General features: G+C 64.9%; 16 protein-coding genes and 1 pseudogene. 9 read left to right on the forward strand and 8 right to left on the reverse strand.

The window, feature by feature from the left end; translation table 11 throughout:
* Positions 1-102: 102 nt before the first annotated feature.
* A complete protein-coding gene (locus DB31_RS33345; protein WP_044195474.1) occupies positions 103-1,059 on the reverse strand; it encodes a ketopantoate reductase family protein in 957 nt (318 codons plus the stop codon).
* 26 nt (positions 1,060-1,085) lie between these two features.
* Between DB31_RS33345 and DB31_RS33350 the strand changes: the two genes are divergently transcribed.
* Entirely contained in the window at positions 1,086-1,778 is a 693-nt protein-coding gene (locus DB31_RS33350; RefSeq protein WP_044195477.1) for a YqiA/YcfP family alpha/beta fold hydrolase, read from the forward strand.
* Positions 1,779-1,784: 6 nt separating this feature from the next.
* On the opposite strand, the gene DB31_RS33355 is transcribed toward DB31_RS33350, so the two are convergent.
* Positions 1,785-2,087, reverse strand: a complete 303-nt coding sequence (locus DB31_RS33355) for a YiaA/YiaB family inner membrane protein (RefSeq protein ID WP_044195480.1) — start codon at positions 2,085-2,087, stop codon at positions 1,785-1,787.
* 102 nt (positions 2,088-2,189) lie between these two features.
* On the opposite strand from DB31_RS33355, the gene DB31_RS33360 reads away from it, so the two are divergent.
* Positions 2,190-3,068: a LysR family transcriptional regulator gene (locus tag DB31_RS33360; RefSeq protein WP_044195481.1), complete on the forward strand. Its 879-nt coding sequence runs from the start codon at positions 2,190-2,192 to the stop codon at positions 3,066-3,068.
* A 4-nt stretch (positions 3,069-3,072) separates the two neighbouring features.
* On the opposite strand, the gene DB31_RS33365 is transcribed toward DB31_RS33360, so the two are convergent.
* The 4 genes from DB31_RS33365 to DB31_RS33380 all read right to left on the reverse strand — a co-directional run bounded on the left by DB31_RS33365 (position 3,073) and on the right by DB31_RS33380 (position 7,072).
* Positions 3,073-3,363 carry a hypothetical protein gene (locus DB31_RS33365; protein ID WP_044195484.1) on the reverse strand — a complete coding sequence of 97 codons (291 nt, stop codon included), beginning with the start codon at positions 3,361-3,363 and terminating at the stop codon, positions 3,073-3,075.
* Positions 3,364-3,516: 153 nt separating this feature from the next.
* Positions 3,517-4,161, reverse strand: coding sequence for a hypothetical protein (locus tag DB31_RS33370; protein ID WP_044195486.1), 645 nt, complete (start codon positions 4,159-4,161; stop codon positions 3,517-3,519).
* A gap of 53 nt (positions 4,162-4,214) precedes the next feature.
* Positions 4,215-5,498 (reverse strand): papain-like cysteine protease family protein, encoded by a 1,284-nt coding sequence (locus tag DB31_RS33375; RefSeq protein WP_044195489.1) that lies wholly within the window; start codon positions 5,496-5,498, stop codon positions 4,215-4,217.
* 131 nt (positions 5,499-5,629) lie between these two features.
* The gene (locus tag DB31_RS33380) at positions 5,630-7,072 is read right to left on the reverse strand and encodes a phytoene desaturase family protein (protein ID WP_205628615.1); all 1,443 of its coding nucleotides are present in this window, start codon (positions 7,070-7,072) and stop codon (positions 5,630-5,632) included.
* Positions 7,073-7,258: 186 nt separating this feature from the next.
* On the opposite strand from DB31_RS33380, the gene ligD reads away from it, so the two are divergent.
* From ligD to DB31_RS33410, 7 genes and pseudogenes are all read left to right on the forward strand, one after another.
* The gene (gene ligD, locus DB31_RS33385) at positions 7,259-8,194 is read left to right on the forward strand and encodes a non-homologous end-joining DNA ligase (RefSeq protein ID WP_044195495.1); all 936 of its coding nucleotides are present in this window, start codon (positions 7,259-7,261) and stop codon (positions 8,192-8,194) included.
* Positions 8,191-9,282 (forward strand): ATP-dependent DNA ligase, encoded by a 1,092-nt coding sequence (locus DB31_RS33390; RefSeq protein WP_240487000.1) that lies wholly within the window; start codon positions 8,191-8,193, stop codon positions 9,280-9,282. Before ligD ends, DB31_RS33390 begins: the two co-directional genes overlap by 4 nt.
* Positions 9,283-9,835: 553 nt before the next feature.
* Positions 9,836-11,050, forward strand: coding sequence for an ISAs1 family transposase (locus tag DB31_RS33395; protein ID WP_044195497.1), 1,215 nt, complete (start codon positions 9,836-9,838; stop codon positions 11,048-11,050).
* Between the two features lie 472 nt (positions 11,051-11,522).
* Positions 11,523-12,347 carry a hypothetical protein gene (locus DB31_RS49260; RefSeq protein WP_157232304.1) on the forward strand — a complete coding sequence of 275 codons (825 nt, stop codon included), beginning with the start codon at positions 11,523-11,525 and terminating at the stop codon, positions 12,345-12,347.
* Positions 12,347-15,496, forward strand: a complete 3,150-nt coding sequence (locus tag DB31_RS47205; protein ID WP_083968990.1) for a DEAD/DEAH box helicase — start codon at positions 12,347-12,349, stop codon at positions 15,494-15,496. The genes DB31_RS49260 and DB31_RS47205 overlap by 1 nt, the downstream gene beginning before the upstream one ends.
* A 1,141-nt stretch (positions 15,497-16,637) precedes the next feature.
* Positions 16,638-17,651: pseudogene (gene sitA5, locus DB31_RS33405) on the forward strand (SitA5 family polymorphic toxin); the annotation flags it as partial.
* 374 nt (positions 17,652-18,025) lie between these two features.
* Complete coding sequence (locus DB31_RS33410) at positions 18,026-18,355, forward strand: DUF7668 domain-containing protein (RefSeq protein WP_420806733.1); 330 nt, start codon at positions 18,026-18,028, stop codon at positions 18,353-18,355.
* Positions 18,356-18,370: 15 nt separating this feature from the next.
* Here DB31_RS33410 and DB31_RS33415 read toward each other — a convergent pair whose 3' ends face one another.
* The gene (locus DB31_RS33415; RefSeq protein ID WP_044195502.1) at positions 18,371-19,765 is read right to left on the reverse strand and encodes a serine/threonine-protein kinase; all 1,395 of its coding nucleotides are present in this window, start codon (positions 19,763-19,765) and stop codon (positions 18,371-18,373) included.
* 119 nt (positions 19,766-19,884) lie between these two features.
* Positions 19,885-22,116, reverse strand: coding sequence for a S9 family peptidase (locus DB31_RS33420; RefSeq protein WP_044195505.1), 2,232 nt, complete (start codon positions 22,114-22,116; stop codon positions 19,885-19,887).
* Positions 22,117-22,148 lie beyond the last annotated feature (32 nt).

Raw genomic sequence — 22,148 nt, forward strand, 5'->3', positions numbered from 1 at the left:
CCACGAACCGGTATTCCTTACACCCTCTGGGGGGCCGCCTGCTCCCCCAGCGCTGGAGCGGAGAGCGGTGGGAGGGGAACATTTCATTGGAGTAACAAGGGCTCAGGGCTGGCGGCGGCCGTGCTCGTGGGGCTTGAGCAGTCCGTAGAAGGTACTCATGACCGGTGTAGGAGTGCCCGCCGCGCGGCCTCGGCGCACCACCGAGCCCATCAGCGCCTCCACCTCGATGGGCTTGCCCTGCTCCAGATCCACGAGCAGCGAGGACTTCACCTCGGGGTTCACCGCATCCACGGTCCGCTCCAGCGCGTCCATGCGGGTGGTGATGGCCACGCCCTCGGCGGTGGCGACACGGGCCACCTCGGCCGCGCCCGCCAGGTACATCTCCCGCGAGGCCGGCACGGACCACAGCCGGCCGAGCGGCAGGCGGGAGCAGCCGGTGATGCCCGCGAACGGCGCCAGGAAGATGAGCTTGTCCCAGAGCGTGACGCGCGCGTCGGGCACGGCCTCCACCTGGATTCCAGCCCCCGCGAGCGCCTCCTTCAGGGCGGAGACGCGCGGCGAGAGGCGGGAGGTGTCCCCGAAGAACTCTCCCAAGGTGATGCGCTGATGGGTGCCCGTCTGGGTGATGACGCCCGGAGCCGTCACCGCTGTGGAGATGTAGGCCGAGCCGCCCAGCACCGCCCGCTCGCCCACCACGGCGGCAAGCTCGCCCGGGCTGTCCACGCCGTTCTGCAGGGGGAGCACGGCGGGCAGGCCCTCGGGGGATTGGGCGGACGCAGCCTGGGAGAGCAGCGTCTTCACCATGGGCAGCGCGGTGACGTTGTCGTACGTCTTCACGGCCAGCATCACCACGTCCACGAGACCCACGCGCGTGGCCTCGGACTCGGCGCGGACGCGGACGGTGATGTCTCCGGCGGGGCCGCGGAGCTCCAGCCCCTTCTGGCGGAGGGCCTCCAGGTGCGCGCCTCGGGCGAGGAACGTCACCTCATGTCCCGCTTGGACGAGCCGTGCACCGAAGTAGCCGCCGACTGCTCCCGAGCCCACGATGGCAAAGCGCATGGCCAGGCGAGGTACATTGCCCGCCCATGAATGTCGAGCATGGCGCGGACCCAGGGCCCCGGTGGTTGTACTTGCATGGCTTCGCCTCGGGGCCGGAGTCCTCCAAGGGGGTGAAGCTGTCGGCCCACTACGCGCGGCAGGGCATTCACCTGGAGCGGCTGAACCTGCGCCAGCCCTCGCTGGAGCGCCTGCGCCTGCGCGCGATGATGCGCACCGTGCGCGAGGCCATGGGCGGCGAGCAGGATCGCTCCATCCTCTTCGGATCGAGCATGGGCGGGCTGACGGCGTGCCGGGTGGCGGAGGAGGACGCGCGGGTGTGCGCGCTGGTGCTGCTGGCCCCGGCGCTCCAGGCCATGGTGCAGCTGCGCCGCCGCGTCGGCGAGGAGGGCCTGAAGCGGTGGGAGCAGTCCGGCTGGCTGGAGATCCGGGACTACGCCGAGAAGCGGCAGACGCGCATCGACTTCGGCTACGTGCCGGACCTGGAGGCCATCGAAGCGCGCTCGGGCGGTTGGCCCAATGTGCGGGTGCCCACGCTGCTCATCCACGGCCGCCAGGACGACATCTGCGACATCGAGTTTTCGCGGCAGTGGGCGCGGGGCAAGCGCCACGTCCGGCTCGTCGAGGTGGACGATGGCCACGAGCTGGGGGCCTCGCTGGGCCTCATTGCCGCCGAGGCCGATGCCTTCCTGCGGCCCTTCCTGGGGCCAGCGGGGAAGTAAGCGCGATTACAGCTTGGGGGAGAGCGGATCCACCTCGGCCAGCAGCTTGGTCATCCGGGCCTCGTCGATGCGGGAGACGATGCGCTGCTGCTCGTGCACGTCGCGCACCGTCTTGGCCAGGCTGAAGGTGGAGCCCACGGTGAAGAGCATCCCCATGCCGAGGAACGCCTTCATCCAGCCATCCACCGGCAGGAACCACACGCCCATGGACGTGACGCCCACGGCGAGGACCCAGGAGAGCCACGTCTGAACGACCCAGGCGTTGCTGTGGGCGGACTGGATGGCTTGGGTGTGGGGCGTGCGGGACATTGTTTTTCTCCGGGGTTCGGTTGCGTTGACGAGAGAGACAATGCCTCAGGCCTTCGAAAACTGCATGGAACGAATCGATTGGGTTTCGATAACCTGGAGTGAATGATTCAGCTCCAGCGGCTCGAAGGTTTCTACTGGGTGGCGCGGTGCGAAGGGTACGCACGGGCGGCGCGCTCCTTCCCGTACCCCATCACCCAGCCCGGGGTTCACCAGCAGGTGAAGCGCCTGGAGGAGGAGCTCGGCGTGCGCCTCTTCGAGCGGGTGGGGAAGGATCGCGTCATCCTCACGCCCGAGGGCCGCACGCTCTACGACTACGTGGCGCCCTTCCTGGACGGGCTGCCTGCGGTGGCGCGCTCGCTGCGCTCGGGCGAGATGGGGGGCCGGCTGCGCATCCACGCCTCGGGACACATGCTGCGCTACCTGCTGCCCCCGTGGCTGCGGCGGCTGCAGAGCCAGCGGCCCGACATCGAGGTGGAGCTCTTCGAGTCCAAGGTGCCCGCGGTGGCGGCGGTGCGCTCGGGCGAGGCGGACCTGCTGGTGGACCACCTGCCCGAGGTGCCGCCGGACTTCGAGGCGCGGCAGGTGGGGAAGACGCGCCCGTTCCTCGTGTTCCCCTCCAACCACCCGCTGGTGCGGAAGGGACCGGTGAACCCGAAGCAATTGGGGGACGAGCCCTTCATCACCTACAGCGCGGACCTTCAGCTGCGGGAGCTGCAGCTGTCCGCGCTCGCGCACCACGGGGTGACGCCCCGGCGGCTGCACGCGGCGGACTCGTCGGAGACCATTCTGGGCTTCGTGGCGGCGGGGCTGGGGTACTCGCTGCTGGCGTCGCTGCAGCCCAAGGGGCCTCGGGTGCCCGGCGTGGTGGCGCAGCCCGTCACCTCACCGGCCCGCGAGTTCCCCATCTACGCGGCCTGGCGCAAGAGCGCCCACGCCCACCCACTGCGGACGGTGCTGCTCTCGCTGGCCCCGGAGCTGTAGGCCGTTAGCTGCGCTCGCGGTCCTTCACCACGGCCGGGAGCTGCTCCGGTGCGAACTTCTGCAGGGGCGTGGAGGGGATGCGGTCCAGCAGCCCGTGCACCTCCAGCTGGTGCTCCAGGTGGGTGACGCGGTCGCGCAGCGCCTGCAGCTGGCCCGCGCCGAGCTGGGCCTCGCGCAGGCGGATGAAGGCTTCCACCAGCGGCTTGAGCGAGAAGCGGAGGGTCAGGCCCAGCAGCGGGATGCCGCACGTCATGCCCACCACCATGACGACGACGATGGCCTCGGTCGTTTCCATGAATTGCGTCCTTTGTGGCCTGGCTCCGGAGCGCCAGGCCCTGGGAGTACGCAGCAATGCGGAAACCATTGCAAGAGGCCGCGGCGGGACAGGCACCTCGAAACGACGAGGGCCGGGGAGCCCTGGACTGCGGCTCCCCGGCCCGGGCCTTCATCACGGCATGTCGGAAGGCGTCGCCTGGGCCAGCGGGACGAGCTGGGTGAGCAGCTCGCTCGCGAGCACCGCGCGGCCCGCCTGGAGCTTCAGCGAGGCGTCATCGGCCAGCGGCGTGAGGCGCAGGCCGTCCTCGTCGTGGTGGCCGAGGAAGCTCAGGTTGAGGGCGGGGATGCGCACCTCGAAGAAGTCCGAGCCGCGCAGGCTGCGGGCCTTCATGGTGGAGCGGCGCTGCTTGTCCATGGCGCGGATCTTCTGGGCGCCCCCCATGCGGGCCACCTCCCACCGGCCGTTCACCGACTGGAGCTCCACGGTGGTGCGGACCTGGCCCTCCACCTCGACAGGGTAGACGGCGCGCTGCACGTCGGTGAGCAGGCGGCCCGGATCCTCGCCTCGGTACTGCTGGAGCGCGTCCAGGCGGATCATGAACACCGGGATGGCGTCGCCCAGCTTGCCAGCGCGGGCCTCCTCGGCGCTCTCGAAGCCCAGGGCGCGGTGGTTGTCCTTGGTGACGATGTCCGGCAGCTCCTGGAGGGCGCGGGCCGCCTTGGCGGCGCGGGCGTCCGAGGCTTGGGCGGCCTGAGCCTGGGCCGAGGTGGAGACGGAGAGAACAGCGAGCAGCGCGGTCAGCAGAAGGGTCTTCATGGCGGTGTGTCCTGAATCAAAAGGGTTGGAAGTTCAGAGGAAAGCGCGGCGGGTTACTTCGTCCAGATGGCCGAGATCCGGTCGCCCAGGCCGCTGAGCTGCGAGAGCCGGTAGCCCGCGTTGAGGCTGCCCACGGAGTTGTAGGTGGACTGATACGTGGCGCTCGTCATGTTGTAGTAGTGGATGAAGCCGGTGGACGTGGGGTGCCAGATGGCGGCGTAGCGGGTGCCGTTGGCCGTGGGGTACGCGCTGAAGCGCACCGGCCGCAGGCCCTGGCTGGCGTAGTCGTCGAACTTCGTGTTGTAGCTGGCCTGCGTCATGCCCCAGTACGTGGCGTAGCCGCTGTGCGCCTTCTTCACCCAGGTGGACGCGAACTTGATGCCGTTGTCCTCGTACACGGCCATGTCCACCTGCAGGTACCCGGCGTTCCACATCTCGCTCCACTTCGCGGACATCTGCGCCTCGGTCAGCCCGAAGTGCGTTTGGAAGGCGCCCTCGGTCGGCGTCCAGATGACGGTGAAGCGCGGGCCATTCGAGGTGGACAGCACGCTGATCTGCTCCGGGCGCCAGCCCGCCGCCTGGTACGTGGTGAAGTAGCTCTGGAACTGAGCCCCCGTCATGAGCGTGCGCACTGGGCGGCTGTCCACGTCCTGGAACGAGCCCGCCATGAGCGTGCTGCCGCTGGGCGAGTACGCCGTCAGCGTCACCGGCCACCGGTCGCGCCAGGCCCAGTAGTCGAAGCAGCCCTGGAAGCTGCCCGAGGGCAGATCATGGAAGTCGCGCCCGCAGGGAGGGTTGTTCTTGATGTTGTAGTAGTCCGTCCAGTGCTCGTGGTCGCTGCTGCTCACGTACTCGGAGTAGGTGATGTAGTACTCGTCGCCCACGTTCGGAGCCCACGGATCATTGACGTGCACGTAGTTGTTGGTGCTCGTGGCCAGGTAGCCCTTGGCCACCATCATGTGGCCGCCACCGCCCGTCCATCCCCAGGAGAAGGCCACGGGCCGGTTGGCGTTGATCTCGCTCACCAGCGAGGCCCAGCTCAGCGTGCCGGTGGTGTTGTAGCTGAAGCCGTACTTCTCGAACTCGGGCCAGCCGCCCTCCACGCAGGCCGAGGGCGTGGGGCTGTTGCAGCAGTCCGAGCGGCCCAAGCGCCGGTTGGCCTCGTCACACTGCGTGACGCGCGAGGCGCCCATGTAGTGCATGATCATCGACCCGCTCGCGGCCCAGCACCACATGCTCGTCTGCTGAGGCTCGAGCGGCACCGGCAGGCTGCCCGCGCTCGCGGCGGACGCCGCGGTCATCAGGAAGGCCAGCGCGCTTCGCAAAAGGTTCTTCATGGCTTCGTTCTCCCGTGAGGTGTTCCGTGTCTCACTGGCAGAACGGCACCCCCCGGGGATCTTCCCGGCGGATTTTCCCGGGGCTTTTTCCGGGGACTCGGGCTGAGTGTTTTCGCGAAGTTGGCGCGCGCTCAGCGCAAGACTTCCCTCAGGGCCGTCTTCGCCGCGTGGTAGCCGGACATGCCATGGACCCCGCCTCCCGGAGGGGTGGAGGCCGAGCACAGGTAGAGCCCCTTCACGGGTGTCTTGTACGGGTTCATCCGGGGCGCCGGCCGCGTGAAGATCTGCGAGAGCATGTTGGCGCCGCCGGTGATGTCGCCTCCGATGAGGTTGGCGTTGTGGCGTTCCATGGCGGCCGGGCCCATGACGTGGCGGGCGACGATGGTGTCCTTGAAGCCCGGGGCGAAGCGCTCCACCTGTTGCTCGATGCGGTCCGTGACGTCCAGGTCTCCGCCGTGAGGCACATGGCAGTACGCCCAGGCGGTCTGCTTCCCGGCGGGGGCGCGGCTGGCATCGAACGGGTACTGCACCAGCAGCACGTAGGGCTTCTCGGCGTAGCGCTGCTCCCAGGGGGCCTGCTCGGAGGCGGCGAGCTCGTCGAACGTGCCGCCCAGGTGAAGGGTGCCCGCGTCCCGGCAGGCAGCGGCCTTCCAGGGGATGGGCTCCGACAGCGCCCAGTCCACCTTGTGCACGCCCGGGCCGTAGCGGAACGCCTGGAGGTGCTTCCGGTAGCCTTCGGGCAGCCGGGAGCCGGCGAGCTTCAGGAGCTGCCGGGCGGTGACATCGCAGAGGATGGCCTTCGCCGGAGGCAGCTCGTCGAGGCTCTCGACGCGCGCGTTCAGCTCGATGTCGCCGCCCAGGGAGCGGAGGAGGGACGCCAGGGCATCGGCCAGCTTCTGGGAGCCGCCCTTCGCCACGGGCCAGCCTGCCGCGTGGGCGCTGGTGCCGAGCACGAGCCCGAACGCGCTGGTGGCCATCGAGTCCAGCGGCAGAATGGAGTGCGCGGCCACACCCGCGAACAGGGCCTTGGCGGGGTCTCCATCGAACCACGTGTGCGCGAGGCCCCGGGCGGAGCGCAGCGCCATGAGCCCGAAGCGGGCCATGGCGAGGGGGTGCTTCGGGAAGGGATTGAAGGGGCCGAGCAGCTCCGGCACGAGCTTCTCCCAGTCGCGCACGAGGGGCCCATAGAGCTGCTTCCAGGCCTCTCCGTCGCGGCCCAGCGTGGCGGCCGTCTCCTCCAGGGAGCGATAAGCCACGGCGGCGGTGCCGTCGTCGAGCGGATGGGCGTAGGGGGCCTTGGGGAAGACGAGCTCCAGCCCGTGCTCGGCCAGCGGGAGGCTGCGCAGGAACGGAGAGGCCACGGCCAGGGCCTGGACAGTGGAGCAGATGTCGTGGATGAAGCCGGGCAGCGTCAGCTCGGCGGAGCGGCATGAGCCGCCGACCGCGTCATTCGCCTCGCGCACCAGCACCGAGCGCCCCGCCTGGGCCAGCACGATGGCTGCCGCCAGTCCGTTGGGGCCTGCTCCGATCACCACCGCGTCGTAGGACTTCGCCAAGGTAGCCCCCACTCTCATGTGCTGCCTTCTCGCCTGTCCTACCTTAAAGGTGGGAGGCCTGAACTTCCCCTTAGGGGTTTTCCGCCGCTCGTGTTGAGGGCTGAAAATCGGCTCTCTGCGGCGCTCGTTCGATCGCCCGCCTGCTGGACGTTCCCGCGTCCGGGGCTGTGCCGGGCCGGGGATCCGATCCTTACCTTGGGAGCCATGAACGCGGAGGCGCTGGCCAACCTCGAGGAAGGCGCGAGCGGGGAGCGCACCCTGCGCATTGCAGGCCGCGAGCTGCGCCTGACCCACCTGGACAAGCCGTTCTGGCCGGAGCTGGGCATCACCAAGGGAGACCTGCTGCGCTACTACGCGCAGGTGGCGCCGGTGCTGCTGCCCCACGTCGCGGACCGGGCCATGGTGATGAAGCGGTACCCGAACGGGGCCTTCGGGCCGTTCTTCTTCATGAAGCGGGCGCCGGTGCCACGGCCGGAGTGGGTGAAGACGTGCTCCATCACCCACGGCTCGGGCAACGTCATCGACTTCCCGGTGATTGGAGACCTGGCGTCGCTGCTCTGGGTGGTGAACCTGGGCTGCATCGACCTGAACCCCTGGTACGCGCGGTGCGATGACGTGCTGCGGCCGGACTACCTGCACTTCGATCTGGACCCGGGCCAGGCGCCCTGGGAGCAGGTGGTGGAAGTGGGCTTCATCCTGCGGGACGTGCTCAAGGGCCTGAAGATGCCGCCGCTGGTGAAGACCTCGGGCTCCAAGGGGCTGCACCTCTACATCCCCATTCGCCGGGGCCCGACGCAGAAGCAGGTGTGGACCATCGCGAAGGCGCTCGCGCAGGAGCTGGCCGCGGCGCACCCGGAGCTCGTCACCGCCGAGTACCGCATCGCCAAGCGCCCCGTGGGCCGCGTGCTCGTGGACTACAACCAGAACGCGCTGGGACGCACGCTGGCGTCCATCTACTCGGTGCGCCCCACGCCTGACGCCAGCGTGTCCACGCCCGTGACGTGGGAGGAACTGGAGAAGGGAGCGCGCATCGAGGACTTCACCCTGCGCAACGTGCCCGCCCGCGTGAAGCGCCGGGGAGACCTGTGGAAGCCGCTGCTGTCCGCGAAGGGGCGGGTGGACTTGGGGAGGTTCCTGTGAAGCCGCCACGTACCGCCGGGCCTGCCTCGTGGGCAGCGCTGGACTTGCCGCTGACGCCGCCGTACCCGCCCATGGAGGCGGAGCTGGTGCGGGACATTCCCCCGGGAGACGACTGGCAGTACGAGCCCAAGTGGGACGGCTTCCGGTGCATCGTCTACCGGGACGGGGACCACGTGGAGCTGCAGTCCAAGGCGGGCCAGCCGCTGGGCCGGTACTTCCCGGAGCTCGTCGAGGCCGTGCGCGAGCTGTCGCCCCAGCGCTTCGTGCTGGATGGGGAGATCGTCATCCCGGAGGAGGGCGGGCTCTCGTTCGACGCGCTGCTGCTTCGCATCCACCCCGCGGCGAGCCGGGTGGCCATGCTGGCGAAGCAGAGCCCCTCGCGGCTGTACGTGTTCGATCTGCTGGTGGACGCGCGGAGGCAGCTCCTCACCGACAAGCCGCTGATGGTGCGGCGGGAGAAGCTGGAGGCGTTCGCCTCGCGCTACCTGGAGCCAGCGGGGCAGATCCGGCTGTCACCGGCGACGCACTCGCAGAAGGTGGCGCGGGCGTGGCTGGGCTCGCAGGGGATGGATGGGGTGGTGGCCAAGCGGCTGTCTTCCCAGTACACGTCAGGCGAGCGCACGGGGATGGTGAAGGTGAAGCCACAGCGCACGGCGGACTGCGTGGTGGGAGGCTTCCGCTGGGCGGAGCGGCGGGAGAGTGGGGTGGGCTCCATCCTGCTGGGCCTGTACGGGAAGGACGGGCTGCTGCACCACGTGGGTTACTGCTCGAGCTTCTCGGCGAAGGACAAGAAGGAACTGGTGGAGCCGCTGGAGTCCCTCCGGGGTGCTCCGGGGTTCACGGGCAAGGCGCCGGGAGGCCCGAGCCGCTGGAGCAAGCGGGACGGGGCCTGGGAGCCGCTGCAAACGCGGTTGGTGGTGGAGGTGGCGTACGACCACTTCAGCCAGGGGCGTTTCCGGCACGGCACCCAGTTCGTGCGCTGGCGCCCGGACAAGGCGCCGGAGCAGTGCCGCATGGAGCAGGTGCTGCGGCGGCGCTCGCGGGCCGAGGTTCCCTACGTGGAACCGGGTGACGTCCACGCCCCGTGAGCTAGGGAGCGCGGACCCGCCTGCACCGCTGGAAGTCGTGGGTGTGATAACCCGTCTGCTGCTCTGGGAGCGAAAACACCGCCGCAGGCGTAACGCTGTGGAGGTAACGGCGGTACCGCGCTCTTGAGTGGGGGGAGGAGCGCGGTGCTGCTAGGGATACTTTACTCCGGGCAACGGGTTCGATTCCCACCGCCTCCATTCCGAGAATCCCAGTAATCTTGAAGGGGTGCTGGGTTTCTCTTTGGCCTCGTTTTCATCATGTGCCCCAGTGTACCAGGCCTGCTGCGTTCTCCTGGGTGAGGATGGGAAGAAGGCGCCTGGGAACGGGAGGTTACGCACAGAAGAGGGGGAACGGAATCGGAGACGACCTTCCAGGTCGCTGTTCTGATCGCTTCCCTGGTGGGTAGGAAGTGCTCGACACTGAGGGAGCGGACAGAGGAGGAGGGACGGGGCCGGCGAGCCCCATCCCCCCAATGCCCCGTTCTGCGAGGCACGCGGAAGCGGGGCAGGAGGAGTCGAGCATGAGTGGACTGGGAGGGGACAACAGCGCCGAGTGCTGCAGCAGGCGCGGGTGGCGTGGGACAAGGCAGTGAAGGACCCGAGGGATGGCCGAGGCAGGAGGCATGGGCACCTGGGGTTGTTGGGGCTGGTGGTGGTGGCCTTCGCGGTGGGAAAGAAGGGGCTGAAGCAGGTGGCGCAGTTGGCCCAGGACGTGGGGGCGAGGACGCGAAAGCGGCTGGGACTGCCGCAAGCGGTAGTAGGCTCGACGCTGTGGCGCTTGCTGGAGAAGCAGCCTGCGGCCGGGTTGCGGGAGACGATGATGGCGCAGGTGCAGCAGGTGCTCAAGGACCCGAGGACGCCGCGACTGGCGTTTCCCATGGGCGTGTTGAGCCTGGATGGAAAGAGCCTGTGGACCACCCACCAGGGCGAGGTGAAGGGCTTGGAGTCGGTGGCCAACAACGAGGCGGGCCGCGAGTTGTGGAGCCAGGGGGCGCTGCGGGCGGTGCTCACCAGCGTGGTGGCCGCGCCGTGCCTGGACATGGAGTTTGTCAGCGCCAAGCAGGGAGAGTCCCCCGCCTTGCGGCAGTTGTTTCCTCGGGTGGTGCAGGCCTATGGCGAGCACTTCGGGGTGGCGACGGGGGACGCGGGACTGACGGCCGCACCAAACGCCGCGCTGGTGCGACAGTGGGGCAAGCACTACTGCTTCGGGCTGAAGGCCAATCAACCTACCCTCCATGAGTACGCGGTGCGTGTCATCGCCGCCAAGCAGTGTCCGGCTCGGGCGCGAACCCAGGAGCGGGCTCATGGCAAGACGGTGGTGCGTGAGCTGTGGACGCCCGCGCTTGAGCCGGGCGAGGTGGACTTCCCGGGAGCACGCATGCTGCTGCTGGTGCGCCAGCAGCACTGGGGCGACGACGGCACCTGCGAGGAGGAATACCGCTACTTTGTTACCTCCCTGGACACCACCCTCTTCACCTTCAAACAACTGCTGCGGCTCGTACGGGTGCACTGGGGCATCGAGAACCGGCACCACTGGACGCTCGATGTGGTGCTAGGCGAGGACGAGCACCAGCCCTGCCGCCCCACCCGCACGGCACTGGAGGTGGTGGCCTGGTTGCGTGCCATAGCCTTCAACCTGCTCTCCTTCTTCCGCGCGCGTCTTCCTCTGGAAGGCCGCCACCTCGTGCAGTGGGATCGAGCCTGCGAACTGCTCCGCGACAGCCTCGTCCACGGGCGCAGGCTGGAGACTCTCCTCACTGCTGCCTGAGGGCTCGCCGGCCCTCCCTCCGCTCCTGGCCGCCACAGCCTTCGTTGCTCACGGCGCTCCGGCCGAGCGGCGGAGCTTTGTCTCAGCGCTCCTCGCTCTCATACGGCGCCTTCACGCAACCGCAATCGCCCGACAACGCATCAGATCTGCCCCAGTGTACTCCTCGGGTGTCTCAAGCCCAGAACGGCGCGTGGCTGGGGGGGACGGGCCGATCCAACTCGTGCGCCGTGTGCTCTCTCTTGGGGGAACTAGGGAATAGTTCATGTTGCCCCAAAGAGGAGGTGGCTCCAGTGGCAGGTATAACCAAGGCGAGCAGGCTCTCTTACATGACCTGTCGTCCAAGAGCCGCGACTGGGCGGTTATGCCGGTCGGAAGTGGGCACATTTCCCTACCTGTGCGTAGAATCTCTTCCCGGAGACTGCTTGGCCCATAGTAATCTGCACTTTTCGCAAACCTCCACCAAGATCAGCGCATGCACTTCTCGGTCATCGCCCAGCAGGATACGCCACTGCCAGAAGCCCATCGCTGGGCAGCAGTAACGTGTGGGTGCAAGCCCGATGTCACCCTAGAAGAGGATGCTGCGGCAATGGTGCGGGCAGCCTACGGCGAGCAGGAATTCTTGGCTCAGCTTGGTCAGGTAGACCCTTCCGTTGCAGCAGACTTCGACCTCTCAAGCATCATGAAGGCATTTGGCCGAGGACTACCGGATCCAAAGGCCGAAGGAGACAAGCCTAGGCGGCTTTCAAACTTCCGGGCTGAGACGGCAGAGGTTCTTGCAAAGGCTGCTTTGGCAGACGTCTATGCAATTGATTTTCCTATTTCGGAGCAGGCCGGTAAGCAGAACGCGAACCAACCTGTCTTGGGATTCGACGGGTGCGGCTTCGTCACAATAGGCAACTCGACTGCTCTCGTGTTAGTGACCGTTAAAGGAAGTGACGATGCGAATCGGCCTCCTGCTATCGCTCAAGAACTCATCAAAGAGTGTACGAAAGCACCTAAGGAGCCAGACAAGCTGTGCCGCACTCTCACCGCGTTACTACTGCGAGTGAAGAGCGCAGCAGTGAAGGCTTCCATCATCAAGATGCTGGAACTTCTGGGGAAAGCTGTTCTCCCGAAGATTGTCGTTGCTCCAGTACTCGTTCGCGGAAAGATTTCGGCCCATTTAGATGACCTCGGTTCAGTCATGAACGCGGTCGCCAACTTTTCCCCTGCCACGACGTATGGACTCGTATTAGGCGTAGGTATTACGCTCGGAGACTTTGGCCACTCAGTCATGTTGAAGGCGAGGGCTGACTGATGGACGAGTTCCTCCAACTTGCTGAAGCCCAAGAAGTATCCACCCTCCTGAGCAAGGTTGATACCGCCGAACTTGCTGTTCGTCTGGGCATTGACACAGTAACCACTCCACCAAAAGCCGAGGCTCGGCTGCGAGTAGCAGCAGTGACCGCCTTCGCTCAGCGAATTAACGAACTCGGCGGCTCTGACTTCCTTCGCAACGACACAGATGCACTCGACGCTGTACATGAACAGGCTTGGCGTGCGGTGTTCTATAAGTGGACTGGGTACCTCAGTGCCATGGAGGCACAAGGAGCGTCTCCATCCATAGACGACCTCATCCTCGCAGTCGCTTCCGGCTTAGCAGCCCGGCGACCAAGCGACGTACGCTTCATGCTCCATCGTCCCTTGGTTGGAACCGCGTTGGCGAGAGCTGCTACTGCGCAGCCCATGTGGGACCAGCGGGTACGTAACGATATTGGACGGTCGTTAGTACATCTTGTGCGTCAGCGAGATCATGCTGATGTCGCAGAATCTGGCGAAGTCATTCGTCAACTAATGGTGAATCAGAAGACTGCTGAATCGCAGCGGTTTGAGCAGCAGAGCACGAAGTCAGGTGCATTCGGGCTACTTGGCTTATATCACCTTGCTGAAGCGACGATTCGAACATCCGAGTTCCTCCTCTCTGGCGCTGCAGGAAATGGGGAAAGAAAGAATCGAGACTTTGCCCCACAATTGCGACGCCTTCTCACGCGTGCCGAAGAGTACCTCGAACTTGCAGGAGACCCAGAGGCACTGCTTTGGCTGACCGGTGTGGCACTCGTCTTGGAATGCATCCGGAGCGATTCTCTCTGGACCCAGGCACGAGGCATTTCAGAAGGTCTCGATGCACTACTCGCAACAATTACTAGCAATGAACGCGAAAAACCGGTCTTCAGTCTTCTGCCTTCTCAGCAAGAGGCTTTACGTCAGCATCTTCTTGACCCAACCAGAGTCGCTGTTGTCCTTCAAATGCCGACTAGCGCGGGAAAGACCCTTCTTGCCGAATTCGCGATAGTTCAAGCTTTTGAGGCATATAAGACTGGCACTCGCGCCATCTATCTCTGCCCCACTCGAGCATTGGCAACCCAAATTCGTCGGACACTTGGGGAAGACTTGGCGAGAGTGGGTATTCAGGTATCGGTCGCTGGGAGCGCGTTCGAAGAGGACCCCTTTGAACTCGAATTGCTTGAATCGTCCGATGGCGTAATTGTTGCCACTCCCGAGAAGCTCGATCTGCTGTTGAGAGCCCATCCTACATGGGCAGAAACACTGCGCCTCGTTATCGTAGACGAAGCACACCTCCTTAAAGACTCCGAGCGAGGAGTGCGGTTAGAATTGCTTCTCGCGAACCTCCGTCGTGAGCATCCAGCGACACGCCTCCTATTACTCACCCCCTTCGTCGAAAATGCCTCTCAGATTGCAAGTTGGCTTGGCGAAAGCCGTGGGACACCCATTTCGGTCCATTGGCGCCCTTCTCGCGTCCTTTTAGGCCTCGCAACAATCAAGGGTGGAGGAAAGAATCGTGCACTCACAGTTGAATGGAAGGAACCGCACGAGAGCGCGCGAAAGCCGGACAACCTCAAAGTGCATGTTGACGTGCCCGCCGGCTTAGTCAACTCCGCTCAAGATCGTGTCGCCTATCTTTATGAACGCTTTAGCAAGCTTGGCACAGTTTTGACAATATGCAGCAATTCGCGTGTTGCTGCCGAACAAGTAGCCAGTAAGGTTGCTTTTGCTCAACCCGTGCTGGCTTCGACAACTCCGGCCCTCCGAGTTGCGATAGCACTAGCCCGCCATGACTATGGTGATGAGAGTCTCCTTGCAAATTGTCTTGAGCGGGGAGTTGCATTTCACCATTCTGCCTTGTCGCCCACTTTGAGGTATCTTGTTGAGGACCAGATCCGCGCTGGCACCATCAAGTTTGTGGCAGCAACGTCGACCCTTGCACAAGGAATGAATTTCCCTGTGGCCGCAGTTCTTGTGCAGTCGGTTCACAAGCCCGAAGGCGCAGGTCCTCTGACGCCAGGAGAGTTCTGGAACATTGCTGGCCGTGCAGGCAGGGTTGGTGTTGCGGACCGTGGTGTTATTGTCTTCGTCAATCCCCAAGACCGCGAGCACTGGGAGAAATATTCCTCAAGCCTATCGGAGTCGCTCACATCGGCTCTTCTCTCAATTCTTGGGCAGTTAGGCGACGGGGCCTCGCTCAAAGAGCTTTATAAAAAGCATCCTGAACTCAGGCCTTTCATTCAGTACTTGGCGCATGCTGCCGCAACGTTAGGCCCAGCGAAGGCCACTGCCGACCTAGAGGAACTCCTCCAAGCAAGTTTGGCTAACAGACAGGTAAAGTCTGGAGTACAAGCACAGCGGCTCAGAACCATTGCTCGATCCTATCTTAGGGAGATCGGCGGTAAGAATACCGGGTATCTGAAGATTGCGGATACTACCGGACTTGGTTCCTTCAGTTTCGACTCGCTCTTCGCTCAGATCACGCATGATGAGGTGCTGCGCAGCGGTCCTGGGGAGATTCTGCGCCAGCGGCAGAGAGGGCTTGACCACCTTGTCGATGCGCTCCAATGGCTACCAGAACTCAACCTAGCTATCGGGCTTGGTGAAGGCCAGATGGATGTGCAAGCCGTCGCACGCATCGTCCAAGGTTGGATGGACGGGTCCCCCATTCATAAGCTTGCATCCGAATTCAGAGGGAAAGACCTTCCTGAACAGACTCGCAAAGCGGGTGCTTACGTTTACAGCAAGGTATCACAGACCATCTCGTGGGGCGCGCACGCTTACCTTCGTGGCTGGAGCATGCGAGCAAATATCGACGTGGATAAGATTCCACCCAAAGATGCCATGCTGCCTACCTATATTCAGTACGGCGTCCACTCTCCCGAGGCGGCGGTGGCCTCTCTTCTAGGAGTACCTAGAGCTTTTTCACAAGCTGTGGGTGATGAATTCCGTCATGCGCACGGCGCACTCACGCCATCTGCGGCGTCCAAATTTAAAGCGTTCGTGGAAACGGCCGACGTCGCCCAATGGGAGCGTATTGTGGCTCGGTGTTCGCTAAATGTCCGAGCTGAGGATGTACGCATCATCTGGAGGCAAATGCAGGGTATCGCAGAGCGAGGATAACCTTCCCGTGCATATGATCAGTAGGCTTAATCCAATTGCCTACAGCGGCAACCTCTACATGTCTGCAGCGGTTCGCACATTCGCAATTCTCTGGGACACCTCCTTTCTGGATGCTTGAAAGACAAAGTCGTCAGCGCTTGAGTCCTAAAGCAGAACCCAAGCATCGACTTTCTCATAGAGGTCATATGAAGCGGTCGTTCGGGGCGCAGTTGGAGTTCTGCTCATATGTTCCTTGGCATGGGCTCAAGACAGGCAGTTCCAAAGTTTCAGGTTAATTGGGCGACTGCAGACTGGGTGAACACTGGCCGATCTTGCCTCTCCTTGGAGGGTGATGGCTCCCTGCAAGGCAGAGCCAAAGAATTGGATGAAAGACACGGTCTTGCCTTGCTCACTGCTCCTGCTCCGCTTCTGGCGGTGCTCCTGAGAGATAGGAACCACCACCTGGACGAGAACGTGGAACCTCAGAACCCTCTGTTCGAGCTCGCGAGGACTGATCGATTCGATGTGGGCACCGCCGTTGACGACAGTCGGAGATACGACGACGTCGCCTATTGGCGGATTCGCGGAAGAGAGCAGCAATTGATTGATTTCCTCGGGGGAGCCCGCTCCGACACCGGAGAGCCCTACCAGACCGAGAACGCCGTGCGCGGCGTGGCAAAAGACAATCCGCAAGGCCGACGCTTCCACGATGCCGCCACGGAACTGTGGGCCCACTTCACCCTTACGCGGGATACTAGAGATGCTGCGGATCTACAAGCCGGGCTCGTTCTTGAGAATACCTCTTGCCGACGGCTCTTGGGGGTACGGCCGGGTGCTCAAGTTGCCGCATGATGCCTATTACGATTAATGGTTCGCCATATGGAGGAGAGAGCGTGGGAACTCATCGGGTGGAGGGAACTGGAGGAGCCGTTTTCTCAACCTATCCTCCACTATACCCAGGACATTGGGAACTTCCGCGACTGCAGGATCTTCGGCACCGCAGGCAATTCGAGGAGCGCGGAACCCCAAGAGGTATTGGGCTTGAGTACTCGGCTGTCTGGGAAGAGGTGGGAGTCGAGCAACGTCTGCTCGACTCCTTCATGGGGCGGCCCAACGCCTCGGTGGAGCGCTTGAAGGTGCGCCTGAAACTAGGAGGCTCCCCATGAAGCGCTGGGCGGTTGTGCTGCTGTTCGCATCCCTCGTGGGGTGCACCCCAACGAAGGTCGTCCGCCTGGACACAGGCCAGGGCAGGCCGATCATCCACGTCCCGCGCCGTGACTTGGGGCCGGTGGAGGTGAGCCAAGAGAAGTTCAAGGAAGCCGTAGCCGAGCACTCCCCCTCCGTGCCAGCCGTGGAGCGGCCTCTAGAATACGCCGGGCGGTTGTTCGATGTGCCGGAGCGAAGCGGTTGGTTCTGGTACGAAGGCAGGAGTCAGCGGCTCATGGCCTCGGAGCCGGGGAGTACCCCGAACCTGCGATTGCTGCCCGAGGACGGGGAACTGAAGCGCCGCTACCTGCTGTGGTGCGAGGAACTCTGGGGCGGCGGAGATTGCCTGCGGTTGCTGGTGGACAAGCCCTTCCTGGATGGGGATGCCAAGTACGCGCTGGCCATGGCCATTGCTCACAGCAAGGTGCTGGGGGCCATGAAAGAGGAACTCGCCCGGATGGTGAACCCCCAGGCGGTGGTGGCGACCGTAGTGGGCGGCCTGACCATGTACGCAATATTGCTCGCCCTGCCCGAGCCGGTGAGCAAGGGCGTGGCGGCGCTGTTGACGCTGGGGGCCATCGCCTACCTGGGCTGGGACACGGTATGGCGGCTCATGGATGGGTGGCTGGTGTTGATGAAGGAAGTGGATCAGGCCACCACCTTCGACGGCATCTCCGCGTCCGGAGAGAAGTTCGGGGACACAATGGGGGAGAAGGCGGCACGAGCCTTCGTCATGTTGGGCACGGTGGCCCTGGGAAACACGGCTTCGGGGATGGCTGCGACATTGCCGAAGTTGCCAGGGGCCGGGCAAGCGGCGGTGGTGGCCGAGACGCAGCTGAACCTCCGCTTCACGGCCCCTTCTCTGGCCCAGGTGGAGTCGGTCGCCATCACTGCCGAGGGCGTCACCATCGCGCTGGCTCCCAATGCAGTCGCCATGGTGGCTCGCGACAGTTCAAGCAGCACCGTGGGAAGATTCAGGGCAGGCACTTACGGTGATCTCAAGAATGCTGGCATCAAGGACGCGCACCATGTGATTCAAGATGCCGCCGTTCGTGAGCTGCCCGGATATGACAGTCGTGCAGCCCCTGCTGTTGAACTGAAGGGGCCAGCGACGCGCGTTGGCACTGCACACTATGAGGCGACTCAGGTTCAGCGTCAGGCTGGGGGAGGGACCTATGCGGACGAGCGCAGGATCGCCTATGAGGCCCTGCGACGCGCGGGACTGTCTCATGAGGAGGCGCAAACGCTGATTGGCCGCGCCGATGACTACTTCAAATCGATCGGTGTCACGCCATCAACACCGACCAGAATCCCTGGCAACCGGTAGGAGGCCCCACCGTGGACATGAAATTGATGGGTCAGGTTCGGCGTCTGATAGAGGATCTGGCGGCAGGGCGGTATGCGGAGATCGCCGCGGATGGTCGAGCAGGGCGCCTCACTGAGGAGGAGTTGAGAACGGCTGTCGAGCAGTATGGGCGGACTCTCGTTCCCTTGCCAGTTGACGGTGAGATGCTTGTAGATGTCTATGCGCAGACGTCTCAGCCGGGTGCGGTCACCCTAGATGTACCTCTGTGGACCCGGGAGGAAGGCCGCAGCGACCTGACACTTTCGGTGACGGCGATCAAGCAGGGTGAAGCCTACACAGTCGAAGTGGACGATCTGCATGTTCTTTAGTGGCTGGTACTGAGGTTATCGGAAATCCGGAGGCGCGGACGTGGGCGGCGGTTTGCGGCGCGTGCCCATAGATGGTGCGTAGCAGCGGCCCTTGATGAAGACCAAGCTGTTCTTCTCGCACTCCTCGGCATCTTTGGTGGGAACTTCCACCCAGCAGCCTCCGTTGAGGGAAATCTGCTTGGAGCCAGGGCAGCGGCCTTTCGCATCAGGGGTGAGCTGTCCCGGAAAGGGCTCCGGAGGTGGGGCTTGGCTGATCGTCTTGGGCTGGGAGGAGCTTTGTTCCGGTGGCGGCTGGGGCTGTGGCGTCGTCTCGCCCAGGTTGGCGGTGTCTCTCTCTGTTCGTTTTGAGAGCGAGGCCACCGGCTCTTCCACGGACTCGATGTGGGATGGCGCGTGCACGGCCTTCCAGGCCCAAAGCACGAGGAGTGCTCCCGCGAGCACCCATGCGCTCCGGATGCTCCACGACCTCCCGCCCACTCGAGGAGGGATGCGAGAGCCTCCCGCCTGCTTCTCCACACATGACGCAGCGGCTTCCAGTGCTTCTGCGAGTTCTCTGGCGGTGCCGCGAGCCTCTGGGGACACTGAGAGCATGCGGACAATGAGCGCGCTGAGCTGGGCATCCAAGCGCGGATTGAGTTCCTGGGGAGAGGGCAGGGGGAGCGCATCCAAAGTCCAGGCGCCTGCGTCATCCTGTAGGAGCCCAGCGGTGAAGGGATACTCGCCGGTGACGAGCCGGTAGGCTGTCACTCCCAGCGCGTACACGTCATCCGCGGGTCCGGCCACGTAATGAGCGTCCTGGGAGTGCTCGGAGCGGCGCTCGAACAGCCACGCTTCGGGAGAGCGGTAGGGCGGAGTCCCCGGCGGCAGGGGCTCCCACGTCAACCTCGCGGCACAGGGATAGTTGCCGGCGCCAAAGTCCGTCAGCACGGCCTGGCCATCCGAGTGGCGCACCAGCATATTGTCGCCCTTCACGTCCCGGTGCACCGCGCCGGCGGCATGGGTCGCTTCGAGCGCCCGTGCCAGCTGCGCCAGCATCTGGAGCACCTGCAGGTTCGTGGGGTGGTGCTCGAGCGCCCACGTGTACAGCGGCGTGCCCTGAATCCACTCCATGATGATGTACGGAAAGAACGTGCCCGATGGGTGCCGCCAGAAGCCATGGCCGAGCAGTCGCGGGATGCTCGGGTGGTGCACGAGCGACAGCAGCCCCACCTCCCGCATGAAGCGCGGATCCCACGGGCGCATGGCCATCTTGAGAGCCACGGGGCCTGCGGACGCCTGGCCGATGCGGACGGCGCGGTAGACCACCCCATAGGCGCCGTGCCCGTGGTAGTCCACCAACAGCCAGTCGTGCACCCGGGTGCCCAGGGGAGGACCGAAGAGAAGACCCGTGGGCTCTGACGCGCGTTCCATGGAGATGCCTCACAGCGCGGAAGGCCGTCGCCTCCCGCTTCTGTGGCATCCTACCTGATAGGTCGGCAGGGGGAACGGTTTGCTACGACACGGTCCGGTGGACCTAGAAGCCGAATGGCTCAGCGTGGACCGCCGAGGGTTCGGACGAAGAACAGCTGGATGTCGTCGAAGTAGTAGCGGTCCGCGGGCGGCCGGGGACCGTGGGGCTCTCCCGGCATGATGAGCATCTCGAAGTGCTTGCCTGCGCGGATCAGCGCGTCGGCCATGCGCATCGTCGTGGAGAGGGAGGCGTTCACGTCGCTGGAGCCATGCATCATCTTGAGCGGCCCTTGAAGGTTCCCGGCCAGGGCCATGTTGGACCCGGCCTGGTAGCCGGCGGGATTCACGCTGGGGAGGCCGAGGTAGGGCTCGTTGATGATCGCCTCCTCCTCCAGCGCGCCCGGGGCTCCCGCGTAGCCCGCCTTGAAGAACTCCGGAGCCATCAGCATGCCACGCAGGGCGAAGTAGCCGCCCCACGAGTGGCCGAAGATCCCGACACGCTCCATATCCATCCAGGGACGGGTGGTGGCGGCCTGCTTGAGGCCCGCGACGTAGTCGGGAATCTCGGTCTGGCCGACCCGGCCATAGGTCGCGTCCTGAAAGGCTTTGCTCCGGCCCGGAGTGCCCCGGGGATCGAGCACCATGACGATGAAGCCCATCTGCGCGAGGCCCTGTGCGTGGAGCGACGAGGCGGTGCCGATGAAGTTCCAGGGCACGACCGTCATGAATTGTCCTGCATAGATATAGGCGATGACCGGATAGCGCCTGGCCGGGTCGAAATCGCGCGGCTTGTAGAGCACGCCGTGCAGGGGCGTGGTGCCATCGGCGGCCAGGACGGTGAGTGCCTCCGGAGGCTTGTAGCCCAGCTCCTCGAGGGCGCTCGCATCGGCCGTCGTGAGACGAAAGCGGGTCTTGCCGTCCGTGGACACCATGTCCCGCAGCCGCGGCTGCGTCCGAGAGGACCAGGCGTCCACGTAGTAGCTGCCGGAAGGGGAGAAGGCGATCCGGTGGATGCCCGAGCCTGACGACATCCGCTTCAGCGCGCCGCCCTTGAGGCTTCCCCGGTAGAGCAGGTGCTCGTACGGCGCAGCGCTGTCGGCGGAGGCCAGCAGGAAGACCGCGTCGCCCTTCGGCGCGACGCCGGCCACTTGATGGATGGGGAAGGCGCCTCGGGTGACCTGGCGCACGAGCTTCCCTGCGAAGTCGTACAGGTAGACGTGCCGCCATCCGTCACGCTCGGACAACCAGAGGAAGCCGGTGTCGTCCGGCAGCGGTGTCACTTGGCGTGCCCAGCCCTCCTCGGCGAAGTCCAACCCGGCCACGAAGCTCTCCGGCCGCTCCTCGCGCAGCACCCGCCGGCGCTTCCCCGAGCCAGGCTCCACCGCGGAGAGGTCCAGCCGCTTGCCGTCGCGCGACATGTGAAGGATCAGCGCCTCTCCGCTGCCGGGGCGCCAGCCGGCGAACCAGTCATAGGTCTCTTCTTCCAGGGGAGGGATGGGGGTCACGCGGCCGGTGGCCGGTTCGATCACGTAGAACTCCGAGCGCCCCAGCGGCGTGCCCGTCTTGACGTAGGGAACCAGGGTCACCCGCTCGAGGGCACTCGAGTAGTCCACGATCGGAATCTTGTGAGCGCCGCGCAGATCGTTGCGCCAGACCATCAGGAAGCGGCTGTCGGGAGACCAGGCCCTCTCGGGAAGCTGCCAGCCGTAGTTCTCCTCTCCGCTGCGTTCGATCCGCGTGCGTCCGTCGCCACCCAGCACCGCGAAGCCACCATCGCGCTGCACCGCGACGGCTTGACCATCGGGAGCGAGGAGGTTGCCTCGGGACGAGGCCAGGGCAGCCAGGTCCGTCGGAGCCAGCGCCGTGACGCGGCCATCCGACAGGCCCAGGCCGAAGAAACGTTCCTCGATCCGAAAGACGATCCCCCGCTGGTCCGGAGCGATGGCGAAGCCCAGCTGGTCCGGCAGCTGAACCGGCTTCCCCATCAGCCGTGAGAGCTGGGTCCGCAGCTCGGCGCTGGGCAGCAGCGGCTTCATGGCTCCGGTCCGAGCATGAACCAAAATCCAGGTGCCCGCGTCCGGCCCCACCGCCGACCAGAAGATCAGCTGGTCTCCCTCTCGGAGCCATTGCTGCGGGATCAGGCTGTCGCGAACGAGCTGCGGGAGCCGCAGGTACTGATCGGAGAGGTCCAGCCGCGCCTGCAGCTGCTTGTCCGGCGTGGCGGAGGCTGGAGCACCGGGCTCGAGCGCCAGCATGGGCGTACCCGCGAGGGTGGTGATCAGGATGCCGAAGCGGAAGAGGAGGCGTCGCATGACCGCAGGGTAGGAAACGGGATCATGCACTA

Origin of the sequence: Hyalangium minutum (assembly GCF_000737315.1) — a bacterium.
Classification (GTDB): Bacteria; Myxococcota; Myxococcia; order Myxococcales; family Myxococcaceae; genus Hyalangium; species Hyalangium minutum.